16 protein-coding genes are annotated in these 19,638 nt (G+C 59.6%); all 16 read left to right on the forward strand.

Annotated features, from left to right (window positions below; genetic code table 11):
• The first annotated feature begins 22 nt into the window (after positions 1-22).
• The 16 genes from IE095_RS10350 (at position 23) to fusA (ending at position 19,495) form a co-directional block, all read left to right on the forward strand.
• Complete coding sequence (locus tag IE095_RS10350) at positions 23-829, forward strand: esterase-like activity of phytase family protein (RefSeq protein ID WP_229804696.1); 807 nt, start codon at positions 23-25, stop codon at positions 827-829.
• A gap of 83 nt (positions 830-912) precedes the next feature.
• Positions 913-1,533, forward strand: coding sequence for a queuosine precursor transporter (locus IE095_RS10355; protein ID WP_189411568.1), 621 nt, complete (start codon positions 913-915; stop codon positions 1,531-1,533).
• Positions 1,534-1,775: 242 nt separating this feature from the next.
• Positions 1,776-2,201 (forward strand): alternative ribosome rescue aminoacyl-tRNA hydrolase ArfB, encoded by a 426-nt coding sequence (gene arfB / locus IE095_RS10360; protein ID WP_189411569.1) that lies wholly within the window; start codon positions 1,776-1,778, stop codon positions 2,199-2,201.
• A gap of 68 nt (positions 2,202-2,269) precedes the next feature.
• The gene (secE, locus tag IE095_RS10365) at positions 2,270-2,467 is read left to right on the forward strand and encodes a preprotein translocase subunit SecE (RefSeq protein WP_189411570.1); all 198 of its coding nucleotides are present in this window, start codon (positions 2,270-2,272) and stop codon (positions 2,465-2,467) included.
• A gap of 188 nt (positions 2,468-2,655) precedes the next feature.
• On the forward strand, positions 2,656-3,189 hold the full coding sequence (gene nusG, locus IE095_RS10370) for a transcription termination/antitermination protein NusG (RefSeq protein WP_189411571.1): 534 nt from the start codon (positions 2,656-2,658) through the stop codon (positions 3,187-3,189).
• A gap of 99 nt (positions 3,190-3,288) precedes the next feature.
• Entirely contained in the window at positions 3,289-3,741 is a 453-nt protein-coding gene (gene rplK, locus IE095_RS10375; protein ID WP_189411572.1) for a 50S ribosomal protein L11, read from the forward strand.
• Between the two features lie 5 nt (positions 3,742-3,746).
• The gene (rplA, locus tag IE095_RS10380) at positions 3,747-4,442 is read left to right on the forward strand and encodes a 50S ribosomal protein L1 (protein WP_189411573.1); all 696 of its coding nucleotides are present in this window, start codon (positions 3,747-3,749) and stop codon (positions 4,440-4,442) included.
• Between the two features lie 244 nt (positions 4,443-4,686).
• Entirely contained in the window at positions 4,687-5,202 is a 516-nt protein-coding gene (rplJ, locus tag IE095_RS10385) for a 50S ribosomal protein L10 (protein ID WP_189411574.1), read from the forward strand.
• 71 nt (positions 5,203-5,273) lie between these two features.
• A complete protein-coding gene (gene rplL / locus IE095_RS10390; protein WP_189411575.1) occupies positions 5,274-5,648 on the forward strand; it encodes a 50S ribosomal protein L7/L12 in 375 nt (124 codons plus the stop codon).
• A 241-nt stretch (positions 5,649-5,889) separates the two neighbouring features.
• Entirely contained in the window at positions 5,890-10,023 is a 4,134-nt protein-coding gene (gene rpoB / locus IE095_RS10395) for a DNA-directed RNA polymerase subunit beta (RefSeq protein WP_189411576.1), read from the forward strand.
• A gap of 96 nt (positions 10,024-10,119) precedes the next feature.
• Entirely contained in the window at positions 10,120-14,361 is a 4,242-nt protein-coding gene (rpoC, locus tag IE095_RS10400; RefSeq protein WP_189411577.1) for a DNA-directed RNA polymerase subunit beta', read from the forward strand.
• Positions 14,362-14,458: 97 nt separating this feature from the next.
• Complete coding sequence (locus tag IE095_RS10405; protein ID WP_189411578.1) at positions 14,459-15,283, forward strand: glycosyltransferase; 825 nt, start codon at positions 14,459-14,461, stop codon at positions 15,281-15,283.
• Between the two features lie 51 nt (positions 15,284-15,334).
• A complete protein-coding gene (locus IE095_RS10410) occupies positions 15,335-16,219 on the forward strand; it encodes a DMT family transporter (RefSeq protein WP_268247716.1) in 885 nt (294 codons plus the stop codon).
• A 286-nt stretch (positions 16,220-16,505) separates the two neighbouring features.
• Positions 16,506-16,877 (forward strand): 30S ribosomal protein S12, encoded by a 372-nt coding sequence (gene rpsL, locus IE095_RS10415; RefSeq protein ID WP_165014620.1) that lies wholly within the window; start codon positions 16,506-16,508, stop codon positions 16,875-16,877.
• Positions 16,878-16,888: 11 nt separating this feature from the next.
• Positions 16,889-17,359, forward strand: coding sequence for a 30S ribosomal protein S7 (gene rpsG / locus IE095_RS10420; protein WP_189411579.1), 471 nt, complete (start codon positions 16,889-16,891; stop codon positions 17,357-17,359).
• A 12-nt stretch (positions 17,360-17,371) separates the two neighbouring features.
• The gene (gene fusA / locus IE095_RS10425) at positions 17,372-19,495 is read left to right on the forward strand and encodes an elongation factor G (protein WP_189411580.1); all 2,124 of its coding nucleotides are present in this window, start codon (positions 17,372-17,374) and stop codon (positions 19,493-19,495) included.
• The last annotated feature ends 143 nt before the right edge of the window (positions 19,496-19,638 follow it).

Raw genomic sequence — 19,638 nt, forward strand, 5'->3', positions numbered from 1 at the left:
TGCACTGAGCGTTGGTCCTGCCATGGCCGAGGCCGAATGGCTGGGCAGCATCACATGGCGCAGTGATGACCCCTTGATGGGGGGGATGTCAGCCCTTGACCTAACGACGGATGGGGTGAGTTTTGTGGCCCTGTCTGATCGAGGTGCCGTCACCCACGGTATTCTGGAGCGTGATGCGATGGGCGCGCTGCTGGGCATTCGTGCCGCGCCCTTGCAAAAGCTTTTGGGGCGCGGGCAGGCGATCCTGCCCAAAGGACGCGCTGACAGCGAAGGACTGGCGGTGGCCGATGACGGGTCATTCTATGTCTCGTTCGAAGGGGCCACGCGAGTGCTGCACTATGTCGACATGCAGGCGGAACCAATAAATCTGCCCCGGCCAGACGCCTTTAAGCGCTACTCCCGCAACGCCTCACTGGAAGCTTTGGCTATTGCGTCGGACGGATCACTTTATACCCTGCCCGAGGATGTGAAGGGCGACTTTCCGCTTTGGCATTTCGCCGAGGGTGTATGGTCGCAAGATGTGTTCATCGCGCGGCAGGGTGACTTTCTGCCCGTTGCGGCCGATTTCGGGCCAGATGGATGGCTATACATATTGGAGCGGAATTTTCAGGGAATCAGTGGCTTTGCCAGCCGGGTCAGGCGTTTTGACCCTTTGATCGGCGGCATGGGTGAAACTGTGATGCAAAGCCGCCTTGGTCAACATGACAATCTGGAAGGGCTGGCCGTCTGGCGCGATCAGGATGGTTTCATCCGACTGACGATGATCGCCGACGACAATTTCCGCTTTTTCCAAAGCACCGAGATTGCCGAATATCGCCTGAGCGATTGACAGGCCGCCTTTGCGCGCCTAAAGCGCCGCCTCTGCCCCGGATGGGGCCAAGTCTCCGCGACCTTGTAAAAACGGAATACAACATGAAACAGCTTCTGCCCGGCATCCTTGCCATGGCGGCGATTGTCGTCGCCTCAAACATCCTTGTGCAGTTCCTATACGGTCAATGGCTGACCCTTGGGGCCTTCACCTATCCCTTCGCTTTCCTTGTCACCGACCTCACCAACCGCTTTCAGGGGGCCGCCGCTGCTCGCAAGGTGGTTGTCGTGGGTTTTGTTGTCGGCGTCGTTTGTTCTTTTGTGGGCACGCAGATCATGGGCGAATTCGGTCCGCTGGTCACCCTGCGCGTCGCCATGGGTTCGGGGGCGGCTTTCCTTTTGGCGCAACTGGTCGACATCACGGTTTTCAACCGCTTTCGCCAAGGCCAGTGGTGGAAGGCCCCCTTCATTTCCACCCTTGTCGGGGCCACGCTGGATACGCTGGTCTTCTTCACCATCGCCTTTGCTGCCGCACTAACCTTTCTGGAACCCGGCAATGATGTCGCTTGGGCCAATGAAAGCCTACCTTTGCTGGGCTTTGGCCCCTTGGCCCCGCTCTGGGTCTCGCTCGCCGTGGCGGATTGGTCGGTCAAGATGCTGCTGGCTTTTGTGGCACTGATTCCCTTCCGCCTCATTGTCGGAAGATTTACCACAAGGGTTGCGTAAAACCTTTTGACAAACACCAAATCTGTGCCACCATCCCCCTATCGGCAACCATTTGAAAGGAGGTGATCCAGTGTCTAGAGTGTCATTGGAGAAACGTGTCGGGACAGTCGCGGGGGGTGTTTTCTGAGGGCAGCCTCTCAGCAAACCATTCCGGTGATTGAGCCTTACCTCTAACTGGCTCGTCTCCTAGGATCTCGGAAAGGGTCGCCTGCGGGCGGCCCTTTCTCTTCTGGAATTGCATCATGCTGCGCATCAATGACGACATCATCATCGCGGATTGGGAGTTGAGCGAACAGTTCAGCCGATCCTCGGGCCCCGGTGGGCAGAATGTGAACAAGGTGGAAACCGCCGTCGAACTGCGGTTCGAGGCGGATCGTTCGCCCCACCTTTCCGCGCCGGTGAAGGCGCGGCTGAAACGGCTGGCCGGTCGGCGCTGGACGACGGAAGGCGCGATCGTAATCCGTGCCGAGGAAACCCGCAGCCAGAAACGCAATCGTGAACTCGCCGAAGAGCGTTTGGTTGAACTGATCCGCGCGGCGCTGGTCGCGCCCAAACGGCGCATTGCCACCAAACCGACCTACGGCAGCCAGCAACGGCGACTGGTTGCCAAAGCTGTGCGCGGCGAGGTCAAGGCCGGGCGTGGCCGCGTCGGTACGGATGAGGAATAGCCGCAGACCTTGAAACCCGCCCCCCGATGGCGTATCTGCCGCAATGAACCGCCGCAAAGGACAGATCCATGGCCACGACGAACCCGCTTCAGTTTCTTCAGCAGGTCCGCAGCGAAGCGGCCAAGATCGTCTGGCCGACCCGGCGTGAGGTGGTCCTGACGACGATCATGGTCTTTATCCTTTCGGCGATCACGGCGACCTTCTTTAGTCTGGTCGATTGGGCGATCCGCTCGGGGCTGACAGGAATTCTCTCGGCCTTCAACTGACGCGAAAAGCGCAGGTTTCCCTTGAAGTTTCGGGCCCCTGACGATAAACAGCCCACCAGACCAATGGAAATCGGCGCGCAGCGATTCGTCGTGCGCGCTGTTTTTTGTTCGGGTTCGGGCGGTGTAGCCGTCTGAAATAACAGGAATTACCGGGACTTAGATGTCCTGGCAGGCAGATGGCAGTAGGCATGGCGAAGCGGTGGTATTCGGTTTCCGTTCTCTCGAACTTCGAGAAGAAGGTGGCTGAACAGATCAGAACGGCAGTCGCCGACGCAGGGCTTGAGGATGAGATCAGCGAAGTGCTGGTCCCAACCGAAGAAGTCATTGAAATCCGCCGGGGCAAGAAAGTGACCAGCGAGCGTCGGTTCATGCCGGGCTATGTGCTGGTGAACATGGAAATGACCAGCCGGGGCTATCACCTGATTTCGTCGATCAATCGCGTGACGGGGTTCCTCGGGCCGCAAGGCAAACCGATGCCGATGCGCGATTCGGAAGTGAACGGCATTCTGAACCGTGTCGAAGAGGGCGAAGTTGCACCGCGCAACCTGATCCGCTTTGACATCGGCGAAAAGGTCAAGGTCACCGACGGGCCGTTCGACGGCTTTGATGGCATGGTGGAAGAGGTGGACGAGGCGCACAACCGGCTGAAAGTGTCGGTGTCGATCTTTGGCCGTCCGACCCCGGTCGAATTGGAATTCACGCAGGTCACCAAAGGGCTCTGACGTGTTTCGCGTGGGAGGGGCGCGCGGGCAGACAATCGCCCGTGACAATCCGGACCACTAAACCGCGCCAAAGGGCGCAGTGATTGAAGGAGAGGCCAAATGGCCAAGAAGATTATCGGCAGCCTGAAGCTGCAAGTCAAAGCGGGGCAAGCGAACCCGTCCCCGCCCGTCGGCCCGGCACTGGGTCAGCGCGGCCTGAACATCATGGCCTTCGTGAAGGAATTCAACGCGAAGACCGCCGACATCACGCCGGGCACCCCGACGCCTGTCATCATCACCTATTATCAGGACAAGTCGTTCAGCCTTGAACTGAAAACCGCTCCGGCCTCGTTCCTGCTCAAGCAAGCCGCTGGCCTGCCGCCTGTGGGCAAGCGGAACCGCGCCAAAGGCTCGACCAAGCCGGGCCGCGAAGTGGCTGGCACCGTGACCGTGGCACAAATCCGCCAGATCGCAGAAACCAAGATGAAAGACCTGAACGCCAATTCCGTGGAAGCGGCGATGCAGATCATCCTGGGCTCGGCGAAATCCTGCGGCATTGATATCAAGGGCTGATCGTCATGGCAAAATTGGCAAAACGCGTCCAGAAGGCGCAAGAACTGTTTGCTGGCAAAACCAGCCTGACGGTTGAAGATGCAGTGGCGCTGGTTAAGAAAGCGGCTTCGGCCAAATTCGACGAGACGCTGGAAATCGCGATGAACTTGGGCGTTGACCCGCGCCATGCAGACCAGATGGTTCGTGGCGTTGTGCAACTGCCGAACGGCACGGGTAAGACCGTTCGTGTGGCGGTGTTCGCGCGCGGTGCAAAAGCCGACGAGGCGAAAGCGGCCGGGGCTGACATCGTTGGCGCCGAAGACCTGCTGGAAACCATCCAGGGCGGCAAGATCGAGTTTGATCGTTGCATTGCAACGCCGGACCTGATGCCGCTGGTGGGCCGTCTGGGCAAAATCCTGGGCCCGCGCAACCTGATGCCGAACCCGAAAGTGGGCACCGTGACGATGGACGTGAAAGCGGCCGTCGAAGCAGCCAAGGGCGGCGAAGTCCAGTTCAAAGTCGAAAAAGCAGGGGTCATCCATGCTGGCATCGGCAAGATCAGCTTTGCTGACGACAAACTGGCCGAGAACGTCCGCGCTTTCGTGGATGCCGTGACCCGCGCCAAACCGGCTGGGGCCAAAGGCACCTACGTCAAGAAAGTTTCGCTGTCGTCGACCATGGGTCCGGGCATTGCCCTGGATCTGGCCTCGACCGCCCAATAAGGGCGCGTAAGAAATCCCTCGGTCAAACGAGGGTAACGATGGGGCGGTTCGCCCGCCCCATCCTGTCCGAGACGGCGGGTGACCCCCAAAGGTCATAAATCCTGCCTGAGATGGGGAACGAGATTGAAGCGCCTTTCGACGGGCGATTTTGGCCTCGGGAACCTGAACGGACCCGAACGCTGTTCCGGACAACCGGGATGGCAAACTAGAGCCGGGGGGAAACCCCCAACCTTGGAGTGAACCTGTGGATAGAGCCCAGAAAGAGAAAGTGGTCGAGGAACTCGGCCAGATCTTCGCAAGCTCTGGCGTGGTTGTGGTTGCACACTACGCAGGGATCACTGTTGCCGAGATGCAGGACCTGCGCGCGAAAATGCGTGAAGTAGGCGGGTCCGTGCGTGTCGCCAAGAACAAGCTCGCCAAAATCGCCTTGGAAGGCAACCCCGCTGCAAAGATGGGTGACCTGCTGACCGGGCAAACCGTGATGGCCTATTCCGAAGACCCCGTCGCTGCGGCGAAGGTGGCGGAAGCCTATTCCAAGACCAACGACAAGTTCGTGATCTTGGGCGGGGCTATGGGCGACACGGTTCTGGACCAGGCTGGTGTGAAAGCCGTGGCTTCGATGCCGTCGCGTGAAGAGCTGATCGCTCAGATCGTGTCTTGCATTGGTGCTCCGGCTGCGAACATCGCTGGTGCCATTGGCGCGCCTGCGGCGAATATCGCTGGCATCCTTTCGACCATCGAAGATCGGGCTGCGGCCTGAGGCAATCGTGAACCTTGCGTGGGGTAAATCCAATCTCGTTGGAACCCATCTTAACTGAACGGAAGAAACAAATGGCTGATCTGAAAAAACTCGCCGAAGAAATCGTGGGTCTGACCCTGCTTCAGGCACAAGAACTGAAAACGATCCTGAAAGACGAATACGGGATCGAACCGGCTGCTGGCGGCGCTGTCATGGTTGCTGGCCCGGCTGCTGGCCCGGCTGCGGCTGCTGAAGAGCAGACCGAATTCGACGTCGTCCTGACCGATGCAGGCGCCAACAAGATCAACGTGATCAAAGTTGTGCGCGAAATCACCGGCCTGGGCCTGAAAGAAGCCAAGGATCTGACCGAAGCTGGCGGCAAGATCAAAGAAGGCATCTCGAAAGCTGACGCTGAAGCGATGAAGAAGAAGTTCGAAGAGGCTGGCGCCAAAGCCGAACTGAAATAATTCGGATCGGGGCTCGCCCCGGCTGGGTTACTGGCTGGAACCGTGCAAATCGGTTCCAGCCATGCGCGTCTAAAACGTCGCCTCTTGATCGGAACATGGCAAGTGTTTCATTCAAGGTGCGACTGGTTCGGGAGCCCGCCTTTGGCACGGCGGGCATGAATGGAACCAGTCTTAGCTTTGCAAGCATGCTGCCCGTGGCCCGACGGTTGGCAATGCGAGACAGAGAAAGGTGACTTCGAGCATGGCTCAAGCATATGTCGGTCAAAAGCGCGTCCGCCGCTACTTTGGCAAAATCCGTGAAGTTCTGGAGATGCCGAACCTGATCGAGGTTCAGAAATCCAGCTATGACCTGTTCCTGCGGTCGGGCGAGGGCCCGAAAGCCGCGGATGGCGAAGGGATTCAGGGGGTTTTCCAATCGGTCTTCCCGATCAAGGATTTCAACGACACCAGCGTGTTGGAATTCGTGAAATACGAATTGGAAAAGCCGAAATACGACGTTGACGAATGCATGCAGCGCGATCTGACCTATGCGGCACCCCTGAAGGTGACGCTGCGTCTGATCGTGTTTGATGTCGATGAAACGACCGGGGCACGGTCGGTGAAAGACATCAAGGAACAAGACGTTTACATGGGCGACATGCCCCTTATGACGCCGAATGGGACGTTCATCGTGAACGGCACCGAACGGGTGATCGTTTCCCAGATGCACCGTTCGCCGGGGGTCTTTTTCGACCATGACAAGGGCAAGACGCACAGCTCGGGCAAGTTGCTGTTCGCCTGCCGGATCATTCCTTATCGCGGGTCGTGGCTGGACTTTGAGTTCGATGCCAAGGATTTGGTGTTCTCGCGCATTGACCGTCGCCGCAAACTGCCGGTGACGACGCTGCTTTATGCGCTGGGGATGGATCAGGAAGGCATCATGGATGCCTATTACCAGACCGTTACGTTCAGCCATAAAAAGAATAAGGGCTGGGTCACCAAGTTCTTCCCCGAACGCGTGCGCGGCACGCGGCCTTCGTATGATCTGGTGGATGCCGCCTCGGGCGAGGTGATCCTGAAGGCGGGCGAAAAAGCGACCCCGCGGATGGTGAAAAAGTGGATCGACGATGCGCAGATCACCGAACTGCTGGTGCCGTTCGATCACATCGTCGGCCGCTATGTGGCAAAAGACCTGATCAACGAAGAAACGGGCGAAATCTGGGTCGAAGCCGGCGACGAGCTGACCATGGACTACGACCGTGACGGCGAAGTGAAAGGCGGCACGCTGAAGGTGCTGCTGGATCAAGGCATCACCGACATCCCGGTTCTGGACATCGACAACGTCAATGTCGGCCCCTACATCCGCAATACGATGGCGGCGGACAAGAACATGGGCCGTGATACGGCGCTGATGGACATCTATCGCGTGCTGCGCCCGGGCGAACCGCCGACCGTTGAGGCGGCCAGCCAGCTGTTTGACACGCTGTTCTTTGACAAGGAACGCTATGATCTTTCGGCCGTGGGCCGGGTCAAGATGAACATGCGTCTGGATCTGGGCAAGCCCGACACCCAGCGCACGCTGGACCGCGACGACATCGTGGCCTGCATCAAGGCGTTGACCGAACTGCGCGACGGCAAGGGCGAGATCGACGATATTGACCACCTTGGAAACCGCCGGGTCCGCTCGGTCGGCGAACTCATGGAAAACCAGTATCGCGTTGGTCTTCTGCGGATGGAACGGGCGATCAAGGAACGGATGTCGTCGGTCGAAATCGATACGATCATGCCGCAAGACCTGATCAACGCGAAACCGGCGGCAGCCGCTGTGCGCGAATTCTTTGGCTCCAGCCAGCTTTCGCAGTTCATGGACCAGACGAACCCGCTGTCCGAAGTGACGCACAAGCGCCGTCTGTCGGCGCTTGGGCCGGGCGGTCTGACGCGGGAACGGGCGGGGTTCGAGGTGCGGGACGTTCACATCACGCACTATGGCCGGATGTGCCCGATTGAGACGCCCGAAGGGCAGAACATCGGTCTGATCAACTCGCTGGCGACCTTTGCCCGGGTGAACAAATATGGCTTCATCGAAACACCCTATCGCAAGGTGATCGACGGCAAGGTGACCGATGAGGTCGTCTATATGTCGGCGACCGAGGAAATGCGCCACACTGTGGCGCAGGCCAATGCGGCGCAGGATGCCGAGGGCCGCTTTACGGATGACCTGATTTCGTCGCGTCGTGCTGGCGAATTCATGCTGAACCCGTCCGAAGCGGTTGACCTGATCGACGTGTCGCCGAAGCAGCTTGTGTCGGTTGCGGCCTCGCTGATCCCCTTCCTCGAAAACGACGACGCCAACCGCGCGCTGATGGGTTCGAACATGCAGCGTCAGGCCGTGCCCTTGCTGCAATCGGATGCGCCTTTCGTGGGCACCGGGATCGAGGCCGTTGTGGCCCGCGACTCGGGTGCCGCCATCATGGCGCGGCGTTCGGGGGTCATCGACCAGGTGGACGCAACCCGTATCGTTGTGCGGGCGACCGAGATGCTGGAGCCTGGCGAGCCGGGCGTCGACATCTACCGTCTGCGCAAGTTCAAGCGTTCGAACCAGTCCTCCTGCATCAACCAGCGTCCGTTGGTGAAAGTGGGTGACCCGGTGACCCGTGGCGAGGTGATCGCGGACGGCCCCTGCACCGACATGGGCGAACTGGCCCTTGGTCGGAACGTGGTCGTCGCCTTCATGCCGTGGAATGGCTACAACTATGAAGACTCGATCCTGATTTCGGAACGCATTCTGCGCGATGACGTGTTCACTTCGATCCATATCGAGGAATACGAAGTGGCGGCGCGCGACACGAAACTGGGGCCGGAAGAGATCACCCGTGACATCCCGAACGTGGGTGAAGAAGCCCTGCGCAATCTGGATGAAGCCGGCATCGTCTATATCGGGGCCGAGGTTCAGCCGGGCGACATTCTGGTGGGCAAGATCACCCCCAAGGGTGAAAGCCCGATGACGCCAGAAGAAAAACTGCTGCGCGCCATTTTTGGTGAAAAGGCCAGCGACGTGCGCGATACCTCGTTGCGCCTGCCGCCGGGGGCATTCGGCACCATCGTCGAAGTGCGGGTGTTCAACCGGCACGGCGTCGACAAGGACGAACGCGCCTTGCAGATTGAGCGGGAAGAAGTCGAACGTCTGGCCCGTGACCGGGACGACGAGCTGACGATTCTGGAACGCAACATCTATGGCCGTCTGAAATCGCTGATTTCGGGCAAGGTGGCGGTCAAGGGGCCGAAAGGCATCAAGGCCGGCTCGACCATCGACGACGAACTGCTGGGCACGATGAGCCGTGGCCAGTGGTGGCAGTTGGCGGTGGCCGAAGAGGATCTGGCCAAGGAAATCGAAGCGCTGCATGATCAGTTCGAAGCCCAGAAACGGGCGCTGGATCACCGCTTTGACGACAAGGTGGAAAAGGTCCGCCGCGGCGACGATCTGCCTCCGGGCGTGATGAAGATGGTCAAAGTCTTCGTCGCGGTAAAGCGCAAGCTGCAACCGGGCGACAAGATGGCCGGTCGGCACGGAAACAAGGGTGTTATCTCCAAAGTCGTGCCGATGGAGGATATGCCCTTCCTGGCTGACGGAACGCCGGTCGATATGGTACTGAACCCCTTGGGCGTGCCGTCGCGGATGAACGTCGGGCAGATTCTGGAAACCCATATGGGCTGGGCCGCGCGCGGCTTGGGCCTGCAAATCGACGAGGCGCTGAAAGGCTATCGTCGGTCGGGCGACCTGACTCCGGTGAAAGAGGCGATGCGCTTTGCCTATGGCGACGAAACCTATGACGAGGCCTTCGGCGAGATGGACGATGACACGCTGATCGAAAAGGCGGGTCTGGTCACCAAGGGCGTTCCGATTGCCACGCCGGTTTTCGACGGGGCCAAGGAATCGGACGTGAACGACGCCTTGCGTCGGGCAGGCTTTGATACCTCGGGTCAATCGGATGTCTTTGACGGGCGGACGGGCGAGAAATTCGCACGTCGGGTGACGGTCGGCGTGAAGTACATGCTGAAACTGCACCACTTGGTCGACGACAAACTGCACGCCCGTTCGACGGGGCCGTACTCTCTGGTCACGCAGCAGCCGCTGGGTGGTAAGGCGCAGTTCGGTGGTCAGCGTCTGGGGGAGATGGAGGTCTGGGCCCTGGAAGCCTATGGCGCCGCCTATACCCTGCAAGAGATGCTGACAGTCAAGTCGGACGATGTGGCCGGACGGACGAAGGTTTACGAATCCATCGTCAAGGGCGAGGACAATTTCGAGGCAGGCGTCCCGGAATCGTTCAACGTTCTGGTGAAGGAAGTGCGTGGCCTTGGCCTGAACATGGAACTCCTGGATGCGGAGGAAGAGTGAGCGGCAGTCGGGCTGAAGCCCGACCTACGCCCCCTGTAGGGCGGGGTTTCCCCGCCATGCAACCTTCCCCCGCCGCCCCCATTCTTAGGAAATGAAATGAACCAGGAACTCACGACGAACCCGTTCAACCCGGTTGCCCCCGTCAAGACCTTTGACGAAATCAAGATTAGCCTGGCCTCGCCCGAGCGGATCCTTTCGTGGTCGTATGGCGAGATCAAGAAGCCGGAAACGATCAACTACCGGACCTTTAAACCCGAACGGGACGGGCTGTTCTGCGCCCGGATCTTTGGGCCGATCAAGGACTACGAATGCCTTTGCGGCAAGTACAAGCGCATGAAATATCGCGGCGTTGTCTGCGAAAAATGCGGTGTTGAGGTCACGCTGCAAAAGGTGCGGCGCGAACGGATGGGCCATATCGAACTGGCGGCACCCGTTGCGCATATCTGGTTCCTGAAATCGCTGCCGTCGCGGATCGGGCTGATGCTCGACATGACGCTGCGCGATCTGGAACGCATTCTGTATTTCGAAAACTATGTCGTCATCGAACCGGGTCTGACTGACCTGTCCTATGGTCAGCTGATGACCGAGGAAGAGTATCTGGATGCGCAAGACACCTATGGCGCGGATGCTTTCACCGCGAACATCGGGGCCGAAGCGATCCGCGAGATGCTGGCGAACATCGATCTGGATCAGACCGCGGAAACCCTGCGGGAAGAGCTGAAAGAGGCGACGGGCGAGCTGAAGCCGAAAAAGATCATCAAGCGGCTGAAGATTGTCGAGTCGTTCTTGGAATCCGGCAACCGGCCGGAGTGGATGGTTCTGACCGTGCTGCCGGTGATCCCGCCGGAGCTGCGCCCGCTGGTGCCGCTGGACGGGGGCCGCTTTGCGACCTCTGACCTGAACGACCTGTATCGTCGGGTCATTAACCGGAACAACCGTCTGAAGCGGCTGATCGAATTGCGGGCGCCCGATATCATCGTGCGCAACGAAAAGCGGATGCTGCAAGAAGCGGTCGATGCGCTGTTTGACAACGGCCGTCGGGGCCGGGTGATCACGGGCACGAACAAGCGCCCGCTGAAATCTTTGTCCGACATGCTGAAAGGCAAACAGGGCCGTTTCCGTCAGAACTTGCTTGGCAAACGGGTGGACTTCTCGGGCCGTTCGGTCATCGTGACCGGGCCGGAACTGAAGCTTCACCAGTGCGGCCTGCCGAAGAAGATGGCTTTGGAGCTGTTCAAGCCGTTCATCTATTCGCGACTGGAGGCCAAAGGGCTTTCCAGTACCGTGAAGCAGGCGAAAAAGCTGGTGGAAAAGGAACGTCCCGAGGTTTGGGATATCCTGGACGAAGTGATCCGCGAACATCCGGTTCTGCTGAACCGGGCCCCCACGCTACACCGTCTGGGGATTCAGGCGTTCGAGCCGATCCTGATCGAAGGCAAGGCAATCCAGCTGCACCCGCTGGTCTGTTCGGCCTTTAACGCCGACTTTGACGGCGACCAGATGGCTGTTCACGTGCCGCTTTCGCTGGAAGCCCAGCTGGAAGCGCGTGTTCTGATGATGTCGACGAACAACGTTCTGTCGCCCGCCAACGGCGCGCCGATCATTGTTCCGTCGCAGGACATGGTTCTTGGGCTTTACTACACGACCATGGAACGCAAGGGCATGGTCGGCGAAGGCATGGCCTTTGCCGATGTCGAAGAAGTAGAACACGCCCTGGCCGCCGGGGCCGTGCATCTGCACGCCCGGATCAAGGCGCGGATCAAGCAGATCGACGAAACCGGCAACGAAGTCTGGAAGCGTTACGAGACGACCCCCGGTCGTCTGCGTCTGGGCAACCTGCTGCCACTGAACGCGAAAGCGCCGTTCGAACTGGTGAACCGCCTGCTGCGGAAGAAAGACGTGCAGAACGTCATCGACACCGTCTACCGCTATTGCGGGCAGAAAGAGTCGGTCATTTTCTGCGACCAGATCATGACGATGGGCTTCCGCGAAGCCTTCCGCGCCGGGATTTCGTTCGGCAAGGACGACATGGTGATCCCGGACAGCAAGTGGGAAATCGTGAATGACGTCAAGGAACAGGTGGCTGGTTTTGAACAACAGTATCTGGACGGTCTGATCACGCAGGGCGAGAAATACAACAAGGTTGTCGATGCCTGGTCCAAGTGCAACGACAAGGTGACCGAGGCGATGATGGCCACCATTTCGGCGGTGCGTCATGATGACAACGGTTCGGAACGTGAACCGAACTCGGTCTATATGATGGCCCACTCTGGGGCGCGGGGTTCCGTGACCCAGATGAAGCAGCTGGGCGCGATGCGCGGCCTGATGGCGAAACCTTCGGGCGAAATCATCGAAACGCCGATCATCTCGAACTTCAAGGAAGGTCTGACCGTTCTTGAATACTTCAACTCGACCCATGGCGCGCGGAAAGGTCTGTCGGACACCGCGCTGAAAACCGCGAACTCGGGCTATCTGACGCGGCGTCTGGTGGACGTGGCGCAGGATTGCATCGTGCGTGTCCATGACTGCGGCACCGAAAACGCGATCACGGCGGAAGCGGCGGTGAACGATGGGGAACTGGTCCTGTCGCTGGCCGAACGCGTGCTGGGCCGTGTGGCGGCCGATGACATCGTGGTGCCGGGCACCGACGAGGTGATCGTGGCGCGCGGCGAAGTGATCGACGAACGCAAAGCCGACGCCATTGATCAGGCCCATGTGCAGACCGCCCGCATCCGTTCGCCGCTGACCTGCGAAGCGGAAGAGGGTGTTTGCGCGCAATGCTATGGTCGTGACTTGGCACGGGGCACCTTGGTGAACATCGGCGAAGCCGTGGGGATCATCGCAGCCCAGTCCATCGGCGAGCCGGGCACGCAGCTGACGATGCGGACCTTCCACATCGGTGGCGTGGCGCAGGGTGGGCAACAGTCCTTCCTCGAAGCCAGCCAAGAGGGCAAGATCGAGTTCCGCAACACCAACCTGCTGGCCAATGTGGCCGGCGAAAACATCGTGGTTGGCCGGAACATGCAGATTGCCATCCTGGATGAGACCGGGGCAGAACGCGCCGCGCACAAGTTGACTTACGGGGCCAAGGTGCATGTCACCGACGGTCAGGCGGTCAAGCGTGGGACCAAGCTGTTCGAGTGGGATCCCTATACCCTGCCGATCATCGCCGAAAAGGGCGGTGTGGCGCGCTTTGTGGATCTGATCAGCGGCATCTCGGTGCGGGACGAAACCGACGAAGCGACAGGCATGACGCAGAAGATCGTAACCGATTGGCGTTCCGCGCCGAAAGGCAACGAACTGAAGCCCGAGGTCATCATCATGAACCCGGAAACGGGGGAACCGGTGCGCAACGACGCGGGCAATCCGATCACCTATCCGATGTCGGTGGACGCAATCCTTTCGGTGGAAGACGGTCAGGAACTGCGTCCGGGCGACGTGGTGGCCCGTATTCCGCGCGAAGGGGCCAAGACCAAGGACATCACCGGGGGTCTGCCGCGCGTGGCCGAACTGTTCGAAGCCCGCCGTCCGAAAGATCACGCGATCATCGCCGAAAGCGATGGCTATGTGCGCTTCGGCAAGGACTATAAGAACAAACGTCGGATCACGGTGGAACCCGTCGATGAAACGCTGACGCCGATGGAATACATGATCCCGAAAGGGAAACATATTCCGGTGCAGGAAGGCGACTTCGTCCAGAAGGGCGATTACATCATGGACGGCAACCCCGCGCCGCATGACATCCTGCGGATCATGGGGATCGAGGCCTTGGCCAACTACATGATCGACGAAGTGCAGGACGTTTATCGGCTGCAAGGCGTGAAGATCAACGACAAGCACATCGAAGTCATCGTGCGGCAGATGCTGCAAAAGTTCGAAGTGCTGGATTCGGGTGAAACCACGTTGCTGAAAGGCGAACAGGTCGAAAAGATCGAACTGGACGAGGAAAACGCCAAGGCACGGGCCCGTGGCCTGCGCGAGGCCAAGGCCGAGCCGGTTCTGCTGGGGATCACCAAGGCGTCGCTGCAAACCCGCAGCTTCATCTCGGCGGCCTCGTTCCAGGAAACGACGCGGGTGCTGACCGAAGCCTCGGTTCAAGGCAAGCGCGACAAACTTGTCGGTCTGAAAGAGAACGTGATCGTGGGCCGTCTGATCCCGGCAGGGACGGGTGGGGCCACTTCGCGGATCAAGAAGATCGCCACCGACCGCGATCAGACGGTGATCGACGCCCGCCGCTCCGAAGCCGAGGCGGCCGTGGCCTTGGCCGCGCCGATGGCGGTTTTTGAGGACGACGCTGATAGCGGGCTGGTGGAAACCGTGGAGAGCCGGGAAGAGTAAGCCCGGTTCCTACGCGGTGTATTGATCAGGTCCGGCAAGGCAACAGCCTTGCCGGACCTTTCCTTTGACCGCTATGCAGAAGGGCAGGGGGCAGCGAATGACCAAGCGATTGCAGGTTCTGGGACTATGCCGATTTTCCTATCTGGCGATCGGCGGCTTCAAACAGGCTCAGCCCAGCCTGGCCGCGCAGCGCGCATTTCTTTATGATCCAGCCCGTTTGGATCGGCGGTTCGGCTGGTTCACCCATGTTACGCTGCCAGCCCTGCGGGCACAAACCGACGCAGATTTCACCCTGATCGTGCTGACGGGCCGGGACTTCCCGCAATTTGACCGGTTGCGGGCGTTGGTTGCCGACATTCCCCAGATTCGTCTGGTGCAAGAAGACCCACTGCCGCACCGCGGTGTGTGCACCGCTGTTCTCCACGCGCAAATCGACGCTTTGGCCCAGGCCACAGCCCAGTTTCGTTTGGATGATGACGATGCTGTCGCCGTCGACTTCGTGGCGCGGCTTCGGCAGGACTATCGGGCTCTTGTTGACCCGTTGATGGCCGGCGCTGGCAAGGCTGTGGCCTTGGATTATTCATTCGGCATTACGCTGGATACTGGACAGACCGGGCATCTGATGTTGCATCCACAGATATCGCATCAGCATCCAGCGGCCTTGGCGCTATTTACCCCATCGGGTTTTCGCAATTCGGTGATGAGTTTCGCCCATCACAAACTCGGCCATTTCTTTCCGCTTCTGTCCCTAGCCGATCAGGTCATGTTTCTGCGGGGGCGGCATGCGGAAAACGACAGCCGCGATGCTGTGCGGGTTGGCACGCCAGTCGATCTGCCCGGTCCCCCCAAAAGGATCATGCGGGAAAGATTCGCCATCGATTTGGAAAAGCTTAGCCAAGAACTGGCCCGTCTCGCGCAATAGGACTTTCGCCGGGCAGGGCAGGCTGATAGGCCAAATCGGAATTGCAATGGCGTGAATCTCTTGTCCGACAATCTGCGTGGCATTCTCTTGATGAACCTGGCGATGCTGGTGTTCACACTGAACGATACGGCGATGAAGGCCGTGATGCAGACCATGCCGCTGTTCCAGGCGATCACCCTGCGCGGCATTGTCACCACAGCCGGGCTTCTGATCATGGCGCTTGTGATGCGTCAATTGGTTCTGCTGCCGCCCGGCCGTGACATGGGCATCATGACCCTGCGTACCGCAGCCGAGGTGGCCGCAACCCTCACCTTCTTGACCGCCTTGCAACATATGGATCTCGCCAATCTTTCGGCCATCATGCAGTCGCTGCCCTTGGTCGTGACTCTGGCCGCCGCTCTGATCTTCAAGGAACGAATCGGTTGGCGTCGCCTGTCGGCCATTCTTGTGGGGTTCGTGGGCGTCATCCTGATCATCCAACCCGGAACCTCTGGATTTACGGTCTGGTCGCTGCTCGGCCTGGCCTCAGTTCTGACGGTCATGGTCCGCGACCTGGCCGCGCGGGGCGTTTCGTCCGCGGTCCCTTCCCTTACAGTGGCTCTCTGGGCCTCGCTCGCTGTCACAATCATGGGCGGCATCGGCATTCTTTTCGAGCAACCCGTGGCCTTGACCGGCTGGAACGCCCTTTTGCTGCTGGCCGCAGCAGCCAATCTGATCATCGGCTATCTGACCGTTGTCATGGTCATGCGGGCAGGCGATATCGGCCTGATCGCGCCTTTCCGCTATATGTCCCTTATCTGGGCCCTGATTGCCGGATGGCTGCTCTTCAACAGCCTGCCCGATGCCTTGACCCTGATCGGGGCGACCATCGTTGTCGGCAGCGGCATCTTCACGCTTTTGCGCGAACGACATTTGAAACGCGCGGCCCGTGCATAGCGGCCTTGCCGCCCATCAGCGCATGTTGACAGTCCGACAGACTCACCCTATACGCCCCCCATCCCAAGGGGCAGGTCCGCCCGAACTTTGGGATCAGATTGCTTGATGTGGTCATGATCCGGGCCGAAATGCCCCGATCCTCTGGAATTCCACCGCACCGCCCCCGCCAAAGGGGCAGGCCGCGGTTTTATCGTTTTGCGATTCGCGCAAAGCGACGTCGAGAAGCAGTGCGCCCGGGGCCGGGTGCGAGTATTGACAGCGCCGATGGCGCAAAAGGGGTATGTGAATGCCGACGATCCAACAGCTTATCCGCAAGCCGCGGGAAGCCAACGTAAGAAAGTCCAAGTCGCAGCACTTGGAATCCTGCCCGCAAAAGCGTGGCGTCTGCACCCGCGTCTACACGACGACGCCGAAAAAGCCGAACTCCGCTATGCGGAAAGTGGCCAAGGTGCGCCTGACCAACGGTTTCGAGGTCATCAGCTACATTCCGGGCGAAAAGCACAACCTGCAAGAGCACTCGGTTGTTCTGATCCGCGGCGGCCGGGTAAAAGACCTTCCGGGCGTCCGCTACCACATCCTGCGCGGTGTGCTTGATACGCAAGGCGTCAAAGACCGTCGCCAGCGTCGTTCGAAATACGGCGCCAAGCGTCCGAAGTGAGGATTTAAGATATGTCTCGTCGTCACGCCGCCGAAAAGCGCGAAATTCTGCCCGATGCCAAGTATGGCGACCGGGTTCTGACCAAGTTCATGAACAACCTGATGCTGGACGGCAAAAAATCCGTCGCTGAAAGCATCGTCTATGGTGCGCTGGACCGTGTCCAGTCGCGTCTGAAGCGCGAACCGATCGAGTGCTTCCACGAAGCGCTGGACAATGTGAAGCCGTCACTTGAAGTGCGCTCGCGCCGTGTGGGCGGGGCCACCTATCAGGTTCCGGTCGAAGTGCGCGCCGAGCGCCGCGAGGCTCTGGCGATCCGCTGGCTGATCATCGCGGCCCGCAAGCGCAACGAAAACACCATGGAAGAGCGTCTGGCCGCCGAACTGTCGGATGCCGTGAACAACCGTGGTACCGCCGTGAAAAAGCGGGAAGACACCCACAAGATGGCCGATGCGAACAAAGCATTCAGCCACTATCGCTGGTAAGGGATTCCCAGAATGGCACGCGATTACCCACTGACGCGCTATCGGAACTTCGGGATCATTGCCCATATCGACGCGGGCAAAACCACCACGTCCGAACGCATCCTGTATTACACAGGCAAGTCCCACAAAATCGGCGAAGTGCATGATGGCGCTGCGACGATGGACTGGATGGAGCAAGAGCAAGAGCGCGGGATCACCATCACGTCGGCGGCAACGACGACGTTCTGGAACCGCACCGTTGACTCGGGCGCAACCGGTTCTGCGGCGGACAAGTTCCGCTTCAACATCATCGACACCCCCGGCCACGTCGATTTCACCATCGAAGTCGAACGTTCGCTGGCCGTTCTGGACGGTGCTGTCGTTCTGCTGGACGGCAACGCTGGCGTTGAGCCGCAGACCGAAACCGTCTGGCGTCAGGCCGACCGCTACAAGGTTCCGCGGATCGTCTTTGTCAACAAAATGGACAAGACGGGCGCTGACTTCCTGAAATGCGTTCGCATGATCAAGGACCGGACCGGTGCCAATGCCATGCCGATCGTTCTGCCCATCGGGGCCGAGGACAAGCTGGAAGGCATCATCGACCTGGTGACCATGGAAGAGTGGGTCTATCAGGGCGAAGATCTGGGTGCTTCCTGGGTTCGTCAGCCGATCCGTGCGGAACTCGTGGATGAAGCCCAGGAATGGCGCTTGAACCTCTTGGAAACCGCCGTCGGCCAAGACGATGCCGCGATGGAAGCCTATCTGGACGGCAAAGAGCCGACCGCCGAAGAACTGCGCGCGCTGATCCGCAAGGGGACGCTCGCCATTGACTTCATCCCGGTGATGGCTGGTTCCTCGTTCAAGAACAAAGGCGTTCAGCCCTTGCTCAACGCCGTGATCGACTATCTGCCCAGCCCGCTGGACGTCCCGGCTTACATGGGCTTTGCGCCGGGCGACGAGTCGGAAACCCGCAACATCGCCCGTTCGGCCGATGATGACCAACCCTTCTCGGGGCTGGCCTTCAAGATCATGAACGACCCCTTCGTCGGTTCCTTGACCTTTACCCGGATCTATTCGGGCAAGCTGGCCAAGGGCGATGCGATGCTGAACGCGACCAAGCAGCGCAAAGAGCGCGTTGGCCGTATGATGATGATGCACGCCATCGAGCGTGAAGAAATCACCGAAGCTTTTGCAGGCGACATCATCGCCTTGGGCGGTCTGAAGGAAACGACGACCGGTGACACGCTTTGCGATCCGGCAGCGCCTGTTGTTCTGGAAACCATGACCTTCCCGGTCCCGGTGATCGAGATCGCGGTCGAGCCGAAAACCAAAGCTGACCAAGAAAAGATGGGCATCGCTTTGGCCCGTCTGGCAGCAGAAGACCCGTCCTTCCGCGTCGAAACCGATCTGGAATCGGGCCAGACCATCATGAAGGGCATGGGCGAACTTCACCTCGATATCCTGGTTGACCGGATGCGTCGTGAGTTCAAGGTCGAGGCCAATATCGGTCAGCCGCAGGTGGCTTATCGCGAAACGATCTCGCGCGAGCATGAAATCGACTATACGCACAAGAAACAAACCGGTGGTACCGGCCAGTTCGCGCGCGTCAAGTTGGTGATCTCGCCGACGGAACCGGGCGAAGGCTATTCGTTCGAATCCAAGATCGTGGGCGGTGCGGTGCCGAAGGAATACATTCCTGGCGTCGAAAAAGGCATCAAGTCGGTCATGGACTCGGGTCCTTTGGCAGGCTTCCCGGTGATCGACTTCAAAGTGGCCCTGATCGACGGCGCATTCCACGACGTTGACTCCTCGGTGCTGGCTTTTGAAATCGCTTCGCGGGCTGCAATGCGCGATGGTCTGAAAAAGGCCGGCGCAAAGCTGCTGGAACCGATCATGAAAGTCGAAGTGGTGACCCCGGAAGAATACACCGGCGGCGTCATCGGCGACCTGACCTCGCGTCGGGGCATGATCAACGGCCAGGACAGCCGCGGCAACGCGAACGTCATCGCCGCTATGGTCCCGCTGGCCAACATGTTCGGCTATATCAACACGCTGCGCTCGATGACCTCGGGCCGTGCTGTGTTCTCGATGGAGTTCGACCATTACGACACCGTTCCGGACAACCTGAGCCAGGAAATCCAGAAGAAATACGCATAACCGGTGCGGCGGGGATCACCCCGCCCTACCACCCCGTAGGGTGGGCCCAAGCCCACCGCAACCGAACGAACAGGAGATGCCATCATGGCGAAGGCAAAGTTTGAACGCACGAAACCGCATGTGAACATCGGGACGATTGGTCA

Origin of the sequence: Neogemmobacter tilapiae (genome assembly GCF_014652215.1) — a bacterium.
GTDB lineage: Bacteria > Pseudomonadota > Alphaproteobacteria > Rhodobacterales > Rhodobacteraceae > Neogemmobacter > Neogemmobacter tilapiae.

Excerpts from the sequence above, each read along its gene's own strand:
- IE095_RS10350 (WP_229804696.1), top strand. The coding sequence starts at position 23 with ATGGCCGAGGCCGAATGGCTGGGCAGCATCACATGGCGCAGTGATGAC.
- IE095_RS10355 (WP_189411568.1), top strand. The coding sequence starts at position 913 with ATGAAACAGCTTCTGCCCGGCATCCTTGCCATGGCGGCGATTGTCGTC.
- arfB (WP_189411569.1), top strand. The coding sequence starts at position 1,776 with ATGCTGCGCATCAATGACGACATCATCATCGCGGATTGGGAGTTGAGC.
- secE (WP_189411570.1), top strand. The coding sequence starts at position 2,270 with ATGGCCACGACGAACCCGCTTCAGTTTCTTCAGCAGGTCCGCAGCGAA.
- nusG (WP_189411571.1), top strand. The coding sequence starts at position 2,656 with ATGGCGAAGCGGTGGTATTCGGTTTCCGTTCTCTCGAACTTCGAGAAG.
- rplK (WP_189411572.1), top strand. The coding sequence starts at position 3,289 with ATGGCCAAGAAGATTATCGGCAGCCTGAAGCTGCAAGTCAAAGCGGGG.
- rplA (WP_189411573.1), top strand. The coding sequence starts at position 3,747 with ATGGCAAAATTGGCAAAACGCGTCCAGAAGGCGCAAGAACTGTTTGCT.
- rplL (WP_189411575.1), top strand. The coding sequence starts at position 5,274 with ATGGCTGATCTGAAAAAACTCGCCGAAGAAATCGTGGGTCTGACCCTG.
- rpoB (WP_189411576.1), top strand. The coding sequence starts at position 5,890 with ATGGCTCAAGCATATGTCGGTCAAAAGCGCGTCCGCCGCTACTTTGGC.
- rpoC (WP_189411577.1), top strand. The coding sequence starts at position 10,120 with ATGAACCAGGAACTCACGACGAACCCGTTCAACCCGGTTGCCCCCGTC.
- IE095_RS10405 (WP_189411578.1), top strand. The coding sequence starts at position 14,459 with ATGACCAAGCGATTGCAGGTTCTGGGACTATGCCGATTTTCCTATCTG.
- rpsL (WP_165014620.1), top strand. The coding sequence starts at position 16,506 with ATGCCGACGATCCAACAGCTTATCCGCAAGCCGCGGGAAGCCAACGTA.
- rpsG (WP_189411579.1), top strand. The coding sequence starts at position 16,889 with ATGTCTCGTCGTCACGCCGCCGAAAAGCGCGAAATTCTGCCCGATGCC.
- fusA (WP_189411580.1), top strand. The coding sequence starts at position 17,372 with ATGGCACGCGATTACCCACTGACGCGCTATCGGAACTTCGGGATCATT.